The organism is Pseudomonas sp. Z1-14, assembly GCF_051132005.1.
Taxonomy (GTDB): Bacteria; Pseudomonadota; Gammaproteobacteria; order Pseudomonadales; family Pseudomonadaceae; genus Aquipseudomonas.
The window spans coordinates 5,230,402-5,248,935 of the sequence record NZ_CP071646.1; the positions used below are offsets into that span (position 1 = coordinate 5,230,402).

At 57.8% G+C, this 18,534-nt stretch carries 19 protein-coding genes and 1 pseudogene; 3 read left to right on the plus strand and 17 right to left on the minus strand.

Going from position 1 to position 18,534, the window contains the following annotated elements; genetic code table 11:
* Positions 1-10: 10 nt before the first annotated feature.
* The 5 genes from J3P89_RS24185 to kdgD all read right to left on the minus strand — a co-directional run bounded on the left by J3P89_RS24185 (position 11) and on the right by kdgD (position 6,678).
* Positions 11-952, minus strand: a complete 942-nt coding sequence (locus J3P89_RS24185) for an AEC family transporter (protein ID WP_434569817.1) — start codon at positions 950-952, stop codon at positions 11-13.
* Between the two features lie 261 nt (positions 953-1,213).
* Positions 1,214-2,767, minus strand: coding sequence for a galactarate dehydratase (gene garD / locus J3P89_RS24190; protein ID WP_434602819.1), 1,554 nt, complete (start codon positions 2,765-2,767; stop codon positions 1,214-1,216).
* 12 nt (positions 2,768-2,779) lie between these two features.
* Positions 2,780-4,144 carry an MFS transporter gene (locus tag J3P89_RS24195; protein ID WP_434695860.1) on the minus strand — a complete coding sequence of 455 codons (1,365 nt, stop codon included), beginning with the start codon at positions 4,142-4,144 and terminating at the stop codon, positions 2,780-2,782.
* A gap of 85 nt (positions 4,145-4,229) precedes the next feature.
* Entirely contained in the window at positions 4,230-5,675 is a 1,446-nt protein-coding gene (locus J3P89_RS24200; RefSeq protein ID WP_434626134.1) for an aldehyde dehydrogenase family protein, read from the minus strand.
* Between the two features lie 91 nt (positions 5,676-5,766).
* Positions 5,767-6,678, minus strand: coding sequence for a 5-dehydro-4-deoxyglucarate dehydratase (kdgD, locus tag J3P89_RS24205; RefSeq protein WP_186613371.1), 912 nt, complete (start codon positions 6,676-6,678; stop codon positions 5,767-5,769).
* A gap of 314 nt (positions 6,679-6,992) precedes the next feature.
* Here kdgD and J3P89_RS24210 point away from each other — a divergent pair, with 314 nt between their 5' ends.
* On the plus strand, positions 6,993-7,334 hold the full coding sequence (locus J3P89_RS24210) for a hypothetical protein (protein ID WP_434695861.1): 342 nt from the start codon (positions 6,993-6,995) through the stop codon (positions 7,332-7,334).
* 163 nt (positions 7,335-7,497) lie between these two features.
* On the opposite strand, the gene J3P89_RS24215 is transcribed toward J3P89_RS24210, so the two are convergent.
* The 4 genes from J3P89_RS24215 to J3P89_RS24230 form a co-directional block, all read right to left on the minus strand.
* Entirely contained in the window at positions 7,498-8,244 is a 747-nt protein-coding gene (locus J3P89_RS24215) for a FadR/GntR family transcriptional regulator (protein WP_434626136.1), read from the minus strand.
* Positions 8,245-8,504: 260 nt separating this feature from the next.
* On the minus strand, positions 8,505-10,232 hold the full coding sequence (locus J3P89_RS24220) for an ABC transporter ATP-binding protein/permease (protein ID WP_434695862.1): 1,728 nt from the start codon (positions 10,230-10,232) through the stop codon (positions 8,505-8,507).
* 91 nt (positions 10,233-10,323) lie between these two features.
* Complete coding sequence (locus J3P89_RS24225; protein WP_003177957.1) at positions 10,324-10,884, minus strand: response regulator transcription factor; 561 nt, start codon at positions 10,882-10,884, stop codon at positions 10,324-10,326.
* A complete protein-coding gene (locus J3P89_RS24230; protein ID WP_305496839.1) occupies positions 10,877-12,139 on the minus strand; it encodes an ATP-binding protein in 1,263 nt (420 codons plus the stop codon). Before J3P89_RS24230 ends, J3P89_RS24225 begins: the two co-directional genes overlap by 8 nt.
* 365 nt (positions 12,140-12,504) lie before the next feature.
* Here J3P89_RS24230 and J3P89_RS24235 point away from each other — a divergent pair, with 365 nt between their 5' ends.
* Positions 12,505-13,221: an SIMPL domain-containing protein gene (locus J3P89_RS24235; RefSeq protein WP_434695863.1), complete on the plus strand. Its 717-nt coding sequence runs from the start codon at positions 12,505-12,507 to the stop codon at positions 13,219-13,221.
* A 201-nt stretch (positions 13,222-13,422) separates the two neighbouring features.
* On the opposite strand, the gene J3P89_RS24240 is transcribed toward J3P89_RS24235, so the two are convergent.
* From J3P89_RS24240 to J3P89_RS24260, 5 genes are all read right to left on the minus strand, one after another.
* A complete protein-coding gene (locus J3P89_RS24240) occupies positions 13,423-13,806 on the minus strand; it encodes a DUF6124 family protein (RefSeq protein ID WP_434695864.1) in 384 nt (127 codons plus the stop codon).
* A gap of 468 nt (positions 13,807-14,274) precedes the next feature.
* A complete protein-coding gene (locus tag J3P89_RS24245) occupies positions 14,275-14,829 on the minus strand; it encodes a hypothetical protein (RefSeq protein WP_434695865.1) in 555 nt (184 codons plus the stop codon).
* 217 nt (positions 14,830-15,046) lie between these two features.
* Positions 15,047-15,427, minus strand: coding sequence for a hypothetical protein (locus tag J3P89_RS24250; protein WP_434695866.1), 381 nt, complete (start codon positions 15,425-15,427; stop codon positions 15,047-15,049).
* A gap of 11 nt (positions 15,428-15,438) precedes the next feature.
* Complete coding sequence (locus J3P89_RS24255) at positions 15,439-15,720, minus strand: hypothetical protein (protein ID WP_434695868.1); 282 nt, start codon at positions 15,718-15,720, stop codon at positions 15,439-15,441.
* Positions 15,721-15,849: 129 nt separating this feature from the next.
* A complete protein-coding gene (locus tag J3P89_RS24260) occupies positions 15,850-16,266 on the minus strand; it encodes a hypothetical protein (RefSeq protein ID WP_434695871.1) in 417 nt (138 codons plus the stop codon).
* Positions 16,267-16,308: 42 nt separating this feature from the next.
* Between J3P89_RS24260 and J3P89_RS24265 the strand changes: the two are divergent.
* Positions 16,309-16,458 (plus strand): annotated as a pseudogene (locus J3P89_RS24265) (IS4 family transposase); the annotation flags it as partial.
* A gap of 564 nt (positions 16,459-17,022) precedes the next feature.
* Here J3P89_RS24265 and J3P89_RS24270 read toward each other — a convergent pair.
* From J3P89_RS24270 to J3P89_RS24280, 3 genes are all read right to left on the minus strand, one after another.
* Positions 17,023-17,292: a barstar family protein gene (locus J3P89_RS24270; protein WP_434695873.1), complete on the minus strand. Its 270-nt coding sequence runs from the start codon at positions 17,290-17,292 to the stop codon at positions 17,023-17,025.
* 208 nt (positions 17,293-17,500) lie between these two features.
* Positions 17,501-17,764: a hypothetical protein gene (locus J3P89_RS24275; RefSeq protein ID WP_434695874.1), complete on the minus strand. Its 264-nt coding sequence runs from the start codon at positions 17,762-17,764 to the stop codon at positions 17,501-17,503.
* A 200-nt stretch (positions 17,765-17,964) separates the two neighbouring features.
* Positions 17,965-18,246 carry a hypothetical protein gene (locus tag J3P89_RS24280; RefSeq protein WP_434695877.1) on the minus strand — a complete coding sequence of 94 codons (282 nt, stop codon included), beginning with the start codon at positions 18,244-18,246 and terminating at the stop codon, positions 17,965-17,967.
* Between the last annotated feature and the right edge of the window lie 288 nt (positions 18,247-18,534).

Below are 18,534 nucleotides of genomic sequence, written 5' to 3' on the forward strand. Positions count from 1 at the left end.
AAGCAAGGGTCTAGATCCACCCACCCCACTGCAGCACAAAAATCCCCACGTTGGTGGTAATCGCCGCCATCAGCGTAGTGATGACGATGATTGCCGCCGCCAACTCATGGTTGCCATTTGCGGCGCGGGCCATGACGAAGCTGGCGGCGGCGGTGGGGCTGCCGAAGTACAGGAACAGGATCCCCAACTCGGCGCCGCGAAAGCCCCACAGCCAGGCGCCCAACGTGGTCACCAGGGGCAGGCCGACCATTTTCACCAGGCTCGAACTCAGGGCCATCTTGCCGCTCTTGCGCAAGGCCGCCAGCGACAGCGTGCCGCCGATGCAGATCAACGCCAGGGGCAAGGTCATTTGCGACAAGTACCTGGCCGAGGTCTCGAACCAGTTCGGCAGGCCGATTTGCCAATAGGCGAACGGCGCGGCGGCGAGCACGCTGATGATCAGCGGGTTGCTGACCACGCTTTTGCAGATGCTCCATGGGTCGGACTTGATCACCGGGCTGTAGACCGCCAACACGATGGTCGACAAGGTGTTGTAGAACAGGATCACCAGCGCCGCGAGAATCGCGCCGAGGGAAATGCCGTAGTCACCGTACATACTCGCCGCCAGCGCCAGGCCGATCACGCCGTTATTGCCACGAAACGCGCCCTGGGTATAGATACCGCGATCTTCACGCGGGCAACGCCAGATCGCCCAGCCCCAGGCCATGGCAAAACTCGCCAGGGTGGCAATCGAGAAATAGATCAGCAGGTCGGGCTGCAATGCCGCATGCAGGTCGGCATGCAGGATGCCGAGGAACAACAGCGCCGGCATGGTGACGTTGAACACCAGCGACGAGGCGATGTAGATGAAGTTGTCGTTGATCCAATTGATACGCTTGAGCAGCGTCCCCAGAAACAGCATGGCAAACACCGGCGCGGTGATGTTCAGGGTTTCGAGGAAAATTGCCAGCATGCCGGGGGACCTTGAGAAGGAGTGTCGTTAGGTGGCTAATGATAGCCACTCACGGCACTGGCGTCTGGTCGAGCCTCTTCGCGAGCAGGCTCGCTCCTACATCTGTACGGGGCCGACCACAAATCCACATTCACCACATATCCCCTGTGGGAGCGAGCTTGCTCGCGAAGGCGCCGGGGCAGCTTGCATCAATGCTGAATGTACCGCCCCCATCGCGAGCAAGCTCGCTCCCACATTGGATCTCCAGCGGTTACTCAATCATCAGGTAATCGGCGCGGGGTTGAACAGCGTGATGTCGTTGTACAACTTGTGCCGCTCGGCCCAGGTCTGTTTCTTGCCGCTGGCCACATCCAGGTAGTAGTGGAACAGCTCCCAGCCCAACTCTTCGATGCTTGCACGCCCGGTGGCGATCCGGCCGGCGTCGACATCAATCAGGTCGGGCCAGCGTTGAGCCAGTTCGGTGCGGGTCGAGACCTTCACTACCGGCGCCATCGCCAAACCGTACGGCGTACCGCGTCCGGTAGTGAATACATGCAGGTTCATCCCCGCCGCCAGTTGCAGCGTACCGCAGACAAAATCGCTGGCCGGCGTGGCGCAGAAGATCAGGCCCTTCTGCTTGAAGCGCTCGCCCGGGCCGAGCACGCCGTTGATCGCGCTGCTGCCGGACTTGACGATCGAGCCCAGGGATTTTTCGACGATGTTCGACAGCCCGCCCTTCTTGTTGCCCGGCGTGGTGTTGGCGCTGCGATCGGCCTCGCCCTTGGCCAGATAGCGGTCGTACCAGTCCATCTCGCGCACCAGCTCCTCGGCGACTTCACGGGTTTGCGCCCGGGACGTCAGCAGGTAGATCGCATCGCGCACTTCGGTGACTTCGGAGAACATCACCGTCGCACCGGCCCGCAGCAGCAAATCCGAGGCGTAGCCCAGGGCCGGGTTCGCGGTGATGCCGGAAAACGCATCGCTGCCGCCGCATTGCATGCCCAGGATCAGCTCCGAGGCCGGCACGGTTTCGCGACGGCGCTGGTCGAGTTTTTTCAGACGGGTCTCGGCCAGCTCCATGATCTGCTCGATCATTTCGGTGAAACCGTGGCTGGAGTCCTGCAAGCGATACAACCATGGCTCGCTGAGATCCACCGAACTGTCGCCCTCGTGCATGACCTGCCCGGCCTGCAATTTCTCGCAGCCCAGGCTGATCACCAGCGCCTCGCCTCCCAGGTTCGGGTTGCGCGCCAGGTTGCGCACGGTGCGAATCGGGATATAGGCATCGGTGGCGGTGATCGCCACGCCACAGCCGTAGCTGTGGGTCAGCGCCACCACGTCATCGACGTTCGGATACTTGGGCAGCAGCTCATCCTTGATGCGCTTGACCGCATGGTCCAGCACGCCGGTCACACACTGCACCGTGGTGGTGATACCCAGGATGTTGCGCGTGCCGACGGTACCGTCGGCGTTGCGATAACCCTCGAAGGTGTAGCCCTCAAGCGGCGCATCGGCCGCCGGCACGTCGGTGGACAGCGGCAGGCTGTCCAGCGGTGGCGCGGTGGGCATACGTAGCTGGTCTTCCTTGACCCAGCTGCCACGCGGGATCGGCTGCAGCGCATAGCCAATGACCTGGCCGTAGCGAATCACCTCGCCGCCCTCGGGAATATCCTCCAGGGTGACTTTGTGGCTTTGCGGCACGAAGTCGACGGTGACCAGGCCGTCCGGGAATTCGGTCCCGGCCGGTACGCCCTGGTCGTTGACGACGATCACCACGTTGTCCCGCTCATGCAGGCGGATGTAACGGGGCGAATCGGCATGTTCAATCAGATTCATCGACGCCGCTCCTCAGGATTTGGCTTCAGACAGGCTGGAAGTGTCGCCATCTCTGGCCGTTGGTTCCTTGAGCACGACACGCTTGATCGGGCCCACGATCACCAGGTAGCTGAACACCGCCATCAGCGCGTTGCAACCGACAAACACCAGCGCCCACTTGAACGAACCGGTGGAGCTGATGATGTAGCCGATGACGATTGGCGTGGTAATCGACGCCAGGTTGCCGAAGGTGTTGAACAGGCCACCGCTCAAGCCGGCGATCTGTTTTGGCGAAGTGTCGGAGACCACGGCCCAGCCCAGTGCACCGACGCCTTTACCGAAGAAGGCCAGGGCCATGAAGCCCACCACCATCCATTCGATGTCGACGTAGTTGCACGCCACGATGCTGCTGGACACCAGCAGGCCGGCGATGATCGGCGCCTTGCGGGCGAAGGTCAGCGAGTGGCCCTTGCGCAGCAGGTAGTCGGAAATCACCCCGCCAAGCACGCCGCCGATAAAGCCGCAAATGGCCGGCAAAGACGCGATGAAACCGGCCTTGAGGATGGTCATGCCGCGTTCCTGCACCAGGTACACCGGGAACCAGGTGAGGAAGAAATAGGTGATGCCGTTGATGCAGTATTGGCCCAGGTACACGCCGAGCATCATGCGGTTGGTCAGCAGCTGGCGGATGTAATCCCACTTCGGACCATCGGCTTTCTTTTCCTTGCCCTTGTCCTGGTCCATGTCGACCATCGCGCCGTTGGACGCGATGTGATTGAACTCGGCCTCGTTGATCATCGGGTGCTGGCGCGGGCTGTAGATCACCTTCAGCCAGACCAGCGAGAACACGATACCGATCACGCCCATCACGATGAACACGTGCTGCCAGCCGAAGCGGTAGACGATCCAGCCCATCAGCGGTGCGAACAGTACGGTGGCGAAATACTGCGCCGAGTTGAAAATCGCCGAGGCGGTGCCGCGTTCCGCGGTGGGGAACCAGGCCGCGACGATACGGGCGTTGCCCGGGAAGGAAGGCGCTTCGGCCAGCCCGACCAGGAAGCGCAGCATGAACAGCGCAACCACGGCCGTGGACATGCCGAATTCACCGACATAGCCTTGCAGCACGGTGAACAACGACCAGGTGAAAATGCTCAGGGCATAGATTTTTTTCGAACCGAAACGGTCGAGCAGCCAACCACCAGGAATCTGCCCGGCCACGTAGGCCCAGCCGAAGGCGGAGAAGATATAACCGAGGGTGACGGCATCGATGCCGAGGTCTTTTTGCAGGCTGGAACCAGCGATGGCGATGGTGGCACGGTCGGCATAGTTGATCGTCGTCACCAAAAACAGCATGAGCAGGATCAAATAGCGGACGTGCGTCGGCTTGGTCTCTTGCATGTAATCTACTTCCACTATTTATTTTTATGCGGGAAATCAAATTGTACGGTCGGCGCCGGAGCCCGGCGCCGTCCGGTATTGCGTATTACGAGCCGATGTAGGAGGTCTTCACCACGGTGTAGAACTCTTGCGCGTAGCGGCCTTGCTCGCGCGAACCGTAGGACGAACCTTTGCGCCCGCCGAACGGTACGTGATAATCCACGCCGGCGGTCGGCAGGTTGACCATGACCATGCCCGCCTGGGAATGGCGCTTGAAGTGGTTGGCGTACTTCAACGAGGTGGTGGCGATACCGGCCGACAGACCGAACTCGGTGTCGTTGGCCATCGCCAGCGCCGCCTCGTAGTCAGCCACGCGCACGACGTTGGCGACAGGGCCGAAGATTTCTTCGCGGCTGATGCGCATCGAGGCTTCACTGTCGGCGAACAGCGTCGGCGCCAGGAAATAACCTTCGGTGTCGCAGGTCACCACACCACCACCGCTGACCAACCGCGCACCTTCGCTCTGGCCGATGTCGATGTACTTCAAGTCCTGGCTGAGCTGGGCCTCGGAGACCACCGGGCCGATATCGGTGCCGGCCTTCAATGCATGACCGACCTTGATCGACTTCATGCGCTCGGCCATCGCCGCGACGAACTGGTCGTGGATACCGGCGGTGACGATCAGGCGGCTCGACGCGGTGCAACGCTGGCCGGTGGAGTAGAACGCGCTCTGCACCGCCAGCTCGACGGCCTGCTTGAGGTCGGCGTCGTCGAGGATGATCTGCGGGTTCTTGCCGCCCATTTCCAACTGCACCTTGGCCTGGCGCGACACGCAGTTGACCGCGATCTGCCGGCCCACGCCCACGGAACCTGTGAAGCTGATGCCGTCGACTTTGGGGCTGTTGACCAGGACTTCACCGACCACGCGGCCGCTGCCCATGACCAGGTTGAACGCACCGGCCGGGAAACCGGCGCGGGAAATGATTTCGGCCAAGGCCCAGGCACAGCCCGGCACCAGCTCGGCGGGCTTGATCACCACGCAGTTGCCGTAGGCCAGGGCCGGGGCGATTTTCCACGCGGGAATAGCGATCGGGAAGTTCCACGGGGTGATCAGGCCAACCACACCAAGGGCTTCACGAGTGACTTCAACGTTGACGCCCGGACGCACCGACGGCACGTAATCGCCCGACAGGCGCAGGCACTCGCCGGCGAAGAATTTGAAAATATTGCCGGCGCGAGTCACTTCGCCGATGGCTTCGGGCAGGGTCTTGCCCTCTTCCCGGGCCAGCAGCTGGCCGAGTTCTTCGCGGCGGGCGAGAATTTCGCTGCCAACTTTATCCAACGCGTCGTGGCGGGCCTGGATACCCGAGGTCGACCAGGCCGGGAACGCAGCACGAGCAGCGTCGATGGCGGCATTGACTTGAGCGGCGTCAGCCTTGGCGTATTCACCGATGACATCGGACAAGTCAGACGGGTTGATGTTGGTGCAATAGTCGGCACCGGCTACCCACTGACCGTTGATGTAGTTATCGAAACGCTTTGAATCTGCCACGGAGCTTCTCCTATTACAAAACCTGTCTAGGAACGCTGGGCGTCCCTGTACGCAAAAAGCCGCTGATTGCTCAGCGGCTTTGTCGGGTCTGTTACTGCTTGCCTTGCTTGTCGATCAGCGCGGCCAGGGCTTCGTATTCTTCTGGCAGCAGGTCGGTCAGCGGCGTGCGCACAGGGCCCGCGTCGTAGCCGACGATTTTCGCACCGGCCTTGACGATGCTCACCGCGTAACCGGCCTTGCGGTTGCGGATGTCCAGGTACGGCAGGAAGAAATCGTCGATGATCTTGCCAACGGTTTCGTGATCTTCGCGGGCAATGGCGTGGTAGAAGTCCATCGCGGTTTTCGGGATGAAGTTGAACACCGCCGAGGAGTAGACCGGTACGCCCAGCGCCTTGTAGGCAGCGGCGTAGACTTCGGCGGTCGGCAGGCCGCCCAGGTAGCTGAAACGATCGCCGAGGCGACGACGGATCGACACCATCAATTCGATATCGCCCAGGCCGTCCTTGTAGCCGATCAGGTTCGGGCAACGCTCAGCCAACTGCTCCAGCTGGGTGGCGTTCAGGCGGCAGACGTTACGGTTGTAGACCACCACGCCGATCTTCACCGATTTGCACACGGCTTCAACGTGGGCGGCAACGCCGTCCTGGCTGGCTTCAGTCAGGTAGTGTGGCAGCAGCAGCAAGCCCTTGGCACCCAGACGCTCGGCTTCCTGAGCGTATTCGATGGCCTGGCGGGTCGCACCGCCAACACCGGCGAGGATTGGCACGCTGGTGGCGCAGGTATCGACGGCAGTCTTGATGACTTGCGAATACTCACTGGCGGCCAGGGAGAAGAATTCACCGGTGCCGCCCGCTGCGAACAACGCAGAGGCGCCATACGGGGCCAGCCACTCGAGGCGCTTGATGTAGCTGTCGCGATTGAAATCGCCATTGGCAGTGAAATCGGTGACCGGGAACGACAGCAGGCCAGACGAGAGGATGGACTTCAGTTCTTGTGGATTCATTATTCGAACACCCTGGACGCAAATGTTGTGTTGTAGGAAAGCGGTTCAGCTTCGTGAGAAGTTGTAGGTCATCGTACAACTTAAAATCTGAACGTCAACTGAATTTCGTCGGTGGGTAGGTGTTGTGGCCGAGCGCGACCTCTTCCGCCGGGGTTCAGGACAGTGCGCGGCATACCCGAGCGCTCGTTACCACTAGCAGATCTGACAGTTGTGCCTTCTCGGCAGTGCTGAGAGGGTATTACTGCGAACCCAAACAATCTTTGACATGAGCCGCCCGCAAAACAGCCGCGGCCAAGACTACATGGAGTTAGATCATGGCTATGTTCGACCCACCCATCCTGTCGATCAGTTTGTCGGCTTTGGGAAAAACCCTGGACGTCTTGATCCCTGATGCCGACGGGATTTCCGCCGACTGGTGGGTTTTTCCGACGCTTCGCGCCGATAACATTCCCGATTGGGAAGGAGAACAAGTGCCTGCGGGCCGATGGGACGACCCCGACCAAGGGCCGATTAAATTGACGGGATTACGGGTGATCGTGCCCGAGAAAGAGCTGAGAAGGTATATCGGAAAGGAAGTTGAATTGCAGTACCGGTTTGCCAACGAGTCCAGCCAGGACATCCATTCAGCCCCGGTGAAGTTGAAGATCGAGCCGTAACCGCCCTTCCGTTCCGGGTTGTTCATCTGCTGAACCAGAACCCAACACAGGGCCTGCGTGGCGAGGGAGCTTGCTCCCGCTGGGCTGCGCAGCGGCCCCTCTCCAAATGAGCGCTTCGCACTCAAGCGGGAGCAAGCTCCCTCGCCACGAAAAGCAGCGAAGTTCAGCCTTGTGCTTGCGCCTCTTCATGGGCCTGGCGCAGCCGCTCGCGGCTGTTGGTCAGGTGCAGGCGCATGGCCGCGCGGGCCGCATCGGAGTCCCTGCGGGCGATGGCTTCGTAGATTTCTTCGTGCTCGCGGCTCAGGCGATCCATGTAGTGCTGCTGGTCGTCGTGAGCCAGGCGCGCCGAATTCAGTCGGGTGCGCGGGATGATGCTTGTGCCCAGGTGGGTCATTATGTCGGTGAAGTAGCGGTTGCCGGTGGACAAGGCGATTTCCAGATGGAAAGCGAAGTCCGAGGCCACCGCGTCGCTGGCGTGGGCCGCGCTTTCATTCAGGGCGTCGAGCGCCGCGCGCATCGCTGCCAATTGTTCGTCGCTGCGGCGCTGCGCCGCCAGCCCGGCCGATTCCACCTCCAGGCTGATGCGCAATTCCAGGATCGCCAGCACGTCACGCAAGGTGACCACCGTCGCCGGGTCGATGCGAAAGCCGCTCGGGCTCGGCGTGTCGAGCACGAATGTACCGATGCCGTGGCGGGTTTCCACTTGCCCTGCCGCCTGCAAACGGGAGATCGCCTCGCGCACCACGGTACGACTGACGCCATGGGCCTCCATGATCGCCGACTCGGTGGGCAATTTATCGCCACGCTTGAGCAGACCGTCGCGAATCTGCTCGGACAGCACCGTCACCAGCTCCTGCGCCAGGCTGCGGCGCTTGCGGGGAAGACGTGGGACGTTGAGCGGGTTTTCCATGGTGTATCTCTATTTTGACAAGCGGCTGAATACGCATCATAGCGCAACGTGGTTGTACGATCACCGTTGGTGCAGAAACCGAGTCGCTTTCATCGCGAGCAGGCTCGCTCCTACATTGTGCAACTATGGACACAGAGGCCCGGCTCCACCGCAAACCCTTGTGGGAGCGAGCTTGCTCGCGATAGCGGTGGGTCAGCGATGCAATATCAACTGACAAACCGCAATCGCGAGCAAGCTCGCTCCCACAGGTTCTATGGTGTTCAGGCGGTTACAAACTGCTCCACCAGTTGGCCATTCTCGATGCGCACATGTCGCCCATGGAAACGTTTCAAACTGCTTCGATGGCCGACACTGATGATGCTCAGGCCTGGCAGCTGGTCGAGCAACGCCTGGTACAGCGTTGCCTCGTCTTCTTCATCCATCGCCGACGTTGCTTCATCCATATACAGCCATAGCGGCGCATACAGCAACGCACGGGCGAAGGCCAGGCGCTGCTGTTCGCCCGGCGAGAGCATGCGTTGCCAATGGTTGCTTTCGTCCAGCCGCGAAATCAGGTGCGGCAGGCGACAGGTTTCCAGCACCTGTGCATAACGTTCGTTGGGGTAGATATCGCCCGCTTGTGGATAACTCAACACCTCGCGCAGGCTGCCAATCGGCAGGTAAGGCTTTTGCGGCAGGAACAGATAACGCGCCGAAGGCAGCAGGATGCTGCCGTGCCCGGCGGGCCACAAATGCCCCATCGCCCGCAGCAAGGTGGACTTGCCACTGCCGGAACGCCCGCTGAGCATCACCCGCTCGCCCGGTTCGACACTCAGTTCGGCGCGGGTCAGCAAATGGCGACCGTCGCTCAGGTCCAGCCCGAGGTTGCGGACTTTCAGTTCGTTGCCCTGGTTCTGCACATCGATGGCCGGCACCCGGTCTTCGTTGTCGCTCATGGCCTGGCGGAAACTCAGCAGACGGTCACAAGTGGCGCGCCACGCGGCGAGCGAGGCGTAAGCGTCGATGAACCAACTGAAGTTCTCCTGCACGTTGCCGAACGCCGAGTTGATCTGCATCAGCTCGCCCAGTTGGATCTTTCCGGAAAAGTAACGCGGCGCAGCGACGATGAACGGAAAGATGATCGCGATCTGCCCGTAACCAGAGGTAAAGAACGTCAGGCGCTTGGACACGCGCATGATGTCCCAGAAGTTGTGCCACACCAGGCCGAAACGCTCGCTCAGGCGGCGGTTCTCGTTGGGTTCGCCGTTGTACAGCGCAATGCTCTCGGCATTTTCCCGCACCCGCACCATGGAAAAACGCAGGTCGGCTTCGAAGCGCTGCTGGTTGTTGTTCAGGCCGATCAGGCGGCGCCCGATCAAATGCGTCAGCCAGCTGCCCACCGCCGCATACAGCAGCGCACACCAGAACATATAGCCAGGGATCGTGTAGCCGAACACTTCGATGCTGCCCGACACGCCCCACAGAATGATCGAGAACGACACCAGGCTGACCACGGTACGCAGCAGCCCTAAGCCCAGGCTCAACGTCGTGGAAGTGAAGCTGTTGAGGTCTTCGGAAATCCGCTGGTCAGGGTTGTCGGTGTAGCCGCCCTGCTCCAGCCGGTAATAATTCTTGTCGTTCAGCCAACGGGCAAAATGCTGCTCGGTGAGCCAGGCCCGCCAGCGAATCGTGAGCATCTGGGTGAGGTACAGACGATACACGGCGCCGAGGATCGCCACCGTGGCGATGCCGCCGAAATACAGGATCAACTTCCAGAACGCCTCGCTGTTCTTTTCCTGCAGGGCGTTATAAAAATCCTTGTACCAATTGTTCAGCCACACCGAAATCGCCACGCTGAACAGCGACAGCGCAATTACGGCGATCAACAGCGTCCAGGCCTTGCCCTTCTCCTCACTGCGCCAGTATGGCGTGGTCATTTGCCAGACACGGCGGAAAAACTGGCCGCGCACCGCGTCATTGACCGCGGAATATTCAGCGTTCTGATTCATGGTTAAGGCTCGATAAGGGGAAAACTCGGGCCGATCATAAAGCAACGGCCCGATGTGTCGCGAGGGTGGACAGCATTCGTTCAGCGCAGGTTCAGCGACGTACCGGACGCTTCTGCAATTTGCGCTGCAAGGTCCGCCGGTGCATGCCCAGGGCGCGGGCGGTGGCGGAGATGTTGCCTTCGTGCTCGGTCAGCACCCGCTGGATGTGTTCCCACTGCAGCCGGTCCACCGACATCGGGTTTTCCGGCACCAGCGTGTCCAGGTCGGCATGCTCGGACAACAGCGCGGCCAGCACGTCGTCGGCGTCGGCCGGTTTGCACAGGTAATTGCAGGCGCCGCGCTTGATCGCCTCGACCGCCGTGGCGATGCTTGAATAACCGGTGAGGATCACCACGCGCATTTCCGGGTCGAGTTCCAGCAGCTTGGGCAGCAGCACCAGCCCGGAGTCGCCATCCATCTTCAGGTCGAGGGCGGCGTAGTCCGGCAGGTCGGCCTGGGCGATGGTCAGGCCCTCTTCGGCGGAGCCGGCGGTGCTGACGCGAAAACCGCGTCGGGACATGGCCCGGGCCATGACGCGGGTGAAGGTGGCGTCGTCGTCCACCAGCAACAGGTGCGGCAGTTCTTCGCCGTCGACTTGGATCTCGTCACTCATATTCGTCTCCTCGGTCGGCATGGGGCAGGCGCAGCTCGGTGAGCGTGCCGCCCTCCTCATGGGGGTAGAGTTTCACCGAGCCGCCGGCGCGTGTCACGCTGGCCTTGCTCAAAAACAGGCCGAGGCCGAAACCCTTGCCCTTGGTGGTGTAAAACGGTTTGCCGATCTGCTCGGCAATCGCCAGCGGCACACCGGCGCCGTGGTCGCGAATGCAGATCGTCAGTTCATAGGCGTTCCAGTCCAGCACCACTTCCAGGCCTTCGGGGCAGGCGTCGGCGGCGTTGTTCAGCAGGTTCAGCAAGGCCTGGGTCAGGTCCGGCGGCGGCGCCATGCGCGGCACCGTGCCCTGGCCCAGGCACTGGAAGCGATAACTGGCTTCGGGGCGCATCAGGTGCCAGCGATTCAAGGCCTCGTCGAGCCAGTCGGTGACGTCCTGCATTTCGATGGCCAACCGGCGGTTGGCCTCGGCGGCACGCACCAGGTATTGCAGGGTTTCCTTGCACAGCTGGACCTGGTCCTGCAGCACGCCGAGGTCTTCCTGCAACGCCGGATCATGATGGTCCTGGCGCATTTCCTTGAGCAGCACGCTCATGGTCGCCAGCGGCGTGCCCAATTCATGGGCGGCGCCGGCGGCCTGGGTCGCCACGGCCAGCAATTGCTCGTCGCGCAGGCCCTCTTCGCGGCGAATCGCCCGCAGCTCTTCCTGGCGACGCAGCTCTTCGGCCATGCGCGCGGCAAAAAACGTGATGACCGCGGCGGCCAGGGCAAAACTCAGCCACATGCCGTAGATCTGCAGGTTTTCTCGGGCGATGGGGAAGGTTTCCAGCGGATAGAACCGCGCCAGCAACAAGGTGTACAGCGCCAGGGCGATGCCGGACAGGATCAGCGAAAAACGCCACGGCAGCGTCACCGCCGCAATCGTCAGCGGCACCAGGTAATACGACACGAAGGGATTGGTCGACCCGCCGGAGAAATACAGCAGCGCACTGTGGATAAACAGGTCGCAGGCCAGTTGCACGGCGTATTCGAGCTCGGTCACTGGCCAGGAAGTGCGCAGGCGAATCGCCGTCAATGCGCAGAGTACGCTGGAGCACACCAGGGTAATCGCCAGTTGCAGCCAGGGCAGCGGCAGCAGGTCGAACCAATAGGCAAGCCCCACGGAGCCGGCCTGGGCCGCGAGGACCAGAATGCGGATGAACGTCAGACGCCAGAGGTTCTGGCGCGAAGCGGAAGTCATTTGCAAAGGGGCGAGCATGAGCTCTCCTGATGAGCGCTCCAGGCGGATCGCACGGAGTATAACCAAGGCGCGGCGGGCAGAGGCGAAGATGCGGCAAAGCGCCACAGCCATGAAATGGCACACCAATATTGTGGCGAGGGGATTTATCCCCGCTGGGGCGCGAAGCGGCCCAAAAAAAGGTCAGGCACCACGCTGAGCGGGATCATGACAATTCTGGGACTGCTACGCAGTCCAGCGGGGATAAATCCCCTCACCACAGAAAGCCCTCGCCGGGCATCATCTGTATAGAAGTTGTAACTGTGCGAACCCGCCCATAAAAGCTAGAGTCTTATCGTTCACGCAGGCTCGGAACCTACCCCTGCGCATCATCCCAAGGAGCTTTCATGCACACGTTCAGTCGCCCCGCCGCCCTGCTCGCCCTCAGCCTCGGCGCCGCCGCCAGCCTGCCGGCCCTGGCCGCCGATGAGCTGCACTACAACCAGATTTCCCTGCACGCCGAAGCCAGCCAGGAAGTGGCCCGCGACCTGATGATCGTCACCCTCTACACCGAGGAACAGAACACCGACCCGGCCAAGCTCGCCGCCGCCGTCAGCACCACGCTGAACAAAGCCATCGGCCAGGCCAAGCAAGTCAAGGACATCAACCTGCGCCAGGGCAGCCGCAACAGCTACCCGGTCTACGACAACAAAGGCGGGAAAATCACCGGCTGGCGCGAACGCGCCGAGCTGCGCCTGGAAAGCGCCGATTTCGCCGCCCTGTCCAAACTCACCGGCGAACTGCTGGGCGACATGAAAATGGCCGGCATGGACTTCGCCATCGCCACCGCCACCCGCCAGACCAGCGAAGACGCCCTGCTCAAGGACGCCGTCAACGCCTTCAAGGCCCGCGCCCAACTCGCCACCGAAGCCCTGGGCGGCAAGGGCTACAAGATCGTCAACCTGAACTTCAACACCAACGGTTATCCACAACCGTACATGCGCCCGCAAATGATGATGAAAGCGGCATCCATGGACACCGAGTCGGTCACGCCTGAGGTTGAAGCCGGCACCAGCAAAGTGACCATGACCGCGGATGGGGTGGTTGAGGTGTTGATGCAGTAATGATCGGCGGTGGCCAGTCAGTATCCACCGACCGACCACCGCGTCCCCCGTGGCGAGGGAGCTTGCTCCCGCTGGGACGGTCCGACGCTTCGGGCGCAGTAACCCCAAAACCAGACACCTCGGTGTGCCAGATAAATTGAGTCGCTGCTGTTGGGACCGCTTCGCAGTCCAGCGGGAGCAAGCTCCCTCGCCACAAGGAGATCAAGGTGCCGGGCTGGCCTGCGCCTCCAACTGATCCAGCGCCTTGTCCACCAGCAACTGGCACAACTCCACCAACTGATGAATCCCCAGCGCCACGCTGCGCCGCGTGCCCTCCACTTCAAAGGCCAGATCCTCGGCCATGGCTTTGATCGAAGCCAGGGTTTCCGAAGCGCTGGTTAGCAATGTATCGGTGTCGGCTACGGCCGTGACTGCAAACAGGCTGTCGATGCGTGGATCAGTGCTTGTCTCTGACGGTTTTGGATTGAGGTAATGATCGAGGACTCGCTCGGCGGCGGCGCGGTCTTTCAGCAGCTCTTCGATAGAATCGAAGCCGGCAAGCGGGTTGAGTTTGTTGAAGGGGGGGTCGGGGACTGGCTTATCCATTTTTTTACCTATTAGTGATGAGAGCCATCACTTACCGTTTCTCACTCGGTAATTGGTGGCAGCTGTGCGCAGGGGTGAGAAATCCGAGAATAGGTACTCGGCCAGACCGAGGTCTGCCCGCACACAGCCGCCATAACGCATCTACAGGCAGCGGATAAGCTGGCTGCAATTATGCAGGTACCGAGGCTGGATGCCTATTATTCGGGTTTCTCACGCCCGGCCGCTGAATGGCAGCGACAAGCAAAAGACTAGAAACCGCGCTTCCGACCGACAACCTTAAAAACACGTCGGACATTTCCTTTTATAAGGCCGAACGTTCCTAAGCTCTCGAAGGACGCATGCCCCTAAAAACCCGCCACATCTCCCCGTGGCGAGGGAGCTTGCTCCCGCTGGGCTGCGCAGCAGCCCCAAACCAGACACCTCGGTACGACATGACAACATCAAGCCACCCAGCCCACTCGCTCCGAGCTAAGGCAAGCTCGCCACAGGAACACGCTCCTGTGGCTGCGTGACATCAAACACATGCTGCTCGCACCGGCTGCCCACAAACTGGAATTCCACCAGATAAACCTTGCTTCGCTGCGGCGTAAAAGTGCTTCGGACCGGACCACAACGGTAACCATTACCGATGCTCCCGTCACTGGCGAAGCCTGAGACCTCGAAGGGCTGATCAACGTCAGCCTCCACCTCCAATTGCGGAAAGTGCTTCAAGGTTGCGCTGTGCACCGTCTCGTTGACCTTGGCAATCCAGCCGAACACCCTGCCCCGACCGGTATCCACTACGGTTCCCTGCACATCCATGCGCTGATCAGGATCCGCCGCGCGCCTGATGGAAAACTCCACCGGATAAGTAGCCCCGGACGCTTTCATGATGACCTTGGCGTGCTGCGCATCGACGGTCACTTTGTTTTGCTGGAACTGGATGCCGTTGTTGAGCACGGTGGGGGAGGAATCTCTGACGTTGGATTTGCAGGCGGATAAGTTCAGGATTAGGGTTAATATCACCAGGGGGAACTTGTTCATAAACACTCCGTGCGCATGATTAGGTAACTCATCGGTGCTTGACGCACTATTCCAGTTCTTTGAATTTTTACACCATTGAATCGTACAGCTCATGCCTTAACAGAAAAAATACATCGATCATCCTGGGCTGAGATCAAGAAAAATAGACACTGGAGAGGGTTAAGTAATGCCATTAGAATCAGCACCCTTTTCTGTGGTTTTCTGCCCCCATTTCTTCTTAGATCACCATATTGCTTTTGTACACAACACCATCCCCCTCATTAAACGCATATACACGATCAAACTGAAAAGAAAGGACGAAGCGCGACGAAGAGCATTTAAAAACCTCTTCCATCAGATGCTTGATTTCGCTCCAGTTTTGCTCCAGCTGCTGCATAGGACAATGAAATGCACCCAATACACCCACCTGCCACTCAACGTTCCATCCTTCCGCTGCGACGGCACTCGGAGGCTCAACCTCCTCAAAATAAAAGAAACCGTTCGATGCAGAAAAATACCCCTCAAAGGACCTCTCCTCCATTTCAATATCGTTAGCAATTTCTGCCACGGCCCCCTTAATTATTTCCAACGACACGCCAACCTCTACTTCCATAAACATTGTTATTGTCATTAGTCAATCTCGATAACACGCTTGTTATCACCCTTTATGAGAAACAAGCGCTTCAGATTTTTAATAGGACTTAATTTCAATGCACTCTCTATCGCCTCGATACTTAGCGGCGAGTCAGCGAGGTTTATCACGATATTGTCAGCTTGCTTCTGCACCTTGTAGCCTACCGTTTTCAATACTGAAATAGGGCTCGTTGAGGTCGGGGAGTATACATCGGCCAGTTCTCCATTTATCCGAAGATCTGGACGTACAATAAAGGGGACAGATTTATTTTCGATCATCTTTTCGCACCCATACGACCAACCGGGGCCTGATCGCTCCGCATCATCACAGGCTTAGAAAATAAATATGACCACTTTTTTATTTATCAATTTTAAGGCTTTAAAAATGTGCCCGCCCTTTTAGCAAACTTATTTGTTTTTTACAAAGCTGACATAAACCGCCTCTATCACAGCGTCCTCCTCACCCATATCAGGCGCATAAATCCTAAGACCCAATCCGTCCACATCAAATCCTGAACTATTAAAGCTCAGGACCTCGCCTTGCGCAACCATATGCTGCTGAACTTCAAGTACATCCGCACCGGACAAACGCTGTCCGCGCCAGCTGAGGTCGCTCCATTTCATAAATTCCACGCCGATGATGGTGAAACCCTCATCAAAATAAACATGCACTCCTAGATCATCGTAGGCGTCAGTCGGAACTGTAGAGTCTTTCGTTTTGAAGAACTCGTCAAAATTACCTCCCAATATCGCCCGCGATTGATCGCGAGTCATACCCACGTGCACCGGACCTAAATCACCAAAACCCGACAGTTCGAAGCTCATCACTATTTTTTCCTGAAATCACCGGGTTCAACTTAGACGCATATTGCCCAGAAACGTGTTGGAAGGCGTCCTGGCAGGATTGAGCCGCGCGCCATAAAACGAAGACTCAAGCCTTACCCCATGCTGATGAAAACACGTCGATCAGCAAGGGCTGAGGTCAGGAAGAATGGACACCCGAAGAAGGTTAAGTAAGTGCCATTCAAATCCGTCCCCTTTTTGCGTCCCCTTTTTGAAAATCAGATCCAGGTGATGGCTACCCTTGGTTCCCCCGCGAAATAAATCCGTACCGTTTTTATTCGTTTTTATTTTCTCTCTTCTAATTCTCGCCAATTACGAGGGTAGTTTTTTTAACTGCCTTACCGGATCCCAATCATTAGGTTTCAATTGATGCTTACTCCACCACAATTTACCCTCAGAAATCCATTTTTTGCGTAGCTCTGCATGCGCTACTGTCGAGTCATCGTATCCAAACTCTGTGCCACAGCACGGACAAATATTGTACGTGGCACAGCCGAAGTTATCGTAAGCCGGCTCATCAAGACGGTCGTACCCACAAACAGGGCAAACATAATCGTGATATACATTGATCATTAAAGTAATCCATTTGAGTCTTTACTAACATAAAAATGAACGATTTTATTTTACAGCTGCTCTTGGGTTCGCCTTATAGGCGATCCATCAGGTGGGAATCGCTCCGCATTTCCCCTGCGAAGTAAGAAAATCCGTCCCGCTTTTTACGTACCTCTCAAGCTAATGCTAAAGCATACCTTCAACCATGTTTCTATCTACAGACTTAAAGACCACTTCTATTTCATGCCCTTCATCTCCGGCCCAGTCAAGTACCGAATCACGCAGCACCTCAAGATATAACCGCAAATCTTTTCTTAGCAATCTTGGCAAAGACTCATGCACGAGAACGAGCTGCCTGCAAGGAATCCAACTGAGATCTCTCAAGCAATCATACAAAGCATCCCAATTGAATCCAAAATATCCGGGCAACCAAAGCAGGTAATAAAACGCCTTCATTAAATTCTTCTGTGGATTCAATAGCGGGATCCGTCCGCACATAGAAAACTTCCGCAGCGTCATACTAAGTAAGCAGGTCCGAAAAGCTGAACGGCACCATTCCACAATCCTCAGCTTTTAATTGGAATGAAAGTTTCGTAATGATCGGGAGCGCGGTACATCCCACCGCCCTCCCTACAACAACGCGCCGTGGTCCATTCCGGCCCCATCAATTATCATTAAGACCGCAAAGAACAACAAAATCTGCAATCGGCATTTCCACGCTACTCTCTTCCCCTGAGTCGAGAACATCTTGAACAACAACCATTCCTTTTAAAAAATCAAACTCAACATCAAAGCAATTAAACTCACACTGCCCAGCTAAAACCTTATCGGCGTCAACTCTCTGCTGAAGAGCCTCCCGTAAAACCTTACGAACATGAGGACTGAATTCCTGAGCAACAAATCGCTCAACCAAACTATTGTTAAGCATAGCCTTTCCATCACTTTGAGAAAACCGTATTAATAACCCCCAACAACTACTGCAAAAAAGGGACATGCAAAAAAGGGACAGATTTATTTTCCGATCAGCTTTTGCCCCTACACGATCAAACCGGGGCCTGACCACCTCCGCATCACCAAAGGCTCAGAGAACGAATCTATCCCCTTTTCTCCATTTTTTGTCCTTTTCATTTAATCGCCAACAAAAATCTGCCTGCCTATAATCGTCATGAAATACTCTTTGGCCTCAAACTCATCATCTGCCGGACAAACAACATAATCAACATTATCTAATAGATTCACCCACGAAACAGAACCGTCCTGAAAAAGGCACTTCAATTCCTTTTCCAAACGTACTTTCTGGACTGCATCGTTTAGAATGCGCTCCAACGCTGCTTGCGCTTCGCAAGCCTCCAGCCCAACATCAACTGAAAATACAGACCTTAAAATATTAATCAAAATTGGATAGTCCATACTCACCCTGACGGAAAAAATCGCGATTGTTTCCCAAGCTCTACTTGCAGAATTAACTATAGGATAAAAGGGGACGAGGATAAAAGGATAAAAGGGGACGGATTTATTTCCTTCACAGCCAATCAGGTTCAGGTCAGGAACATCTCTGCTGGTCGCCAGAGGGAAATGCCCATCATTTTCCTCGAAAATAAATCGTCCCCTTTTTGCTCAAAAACAAATCTGTTCCCTTTTTTCTTTAAAACAAAAAAAAAGGGGACAGATTTATTTTCCGATCAGCTTTGCCTCTAC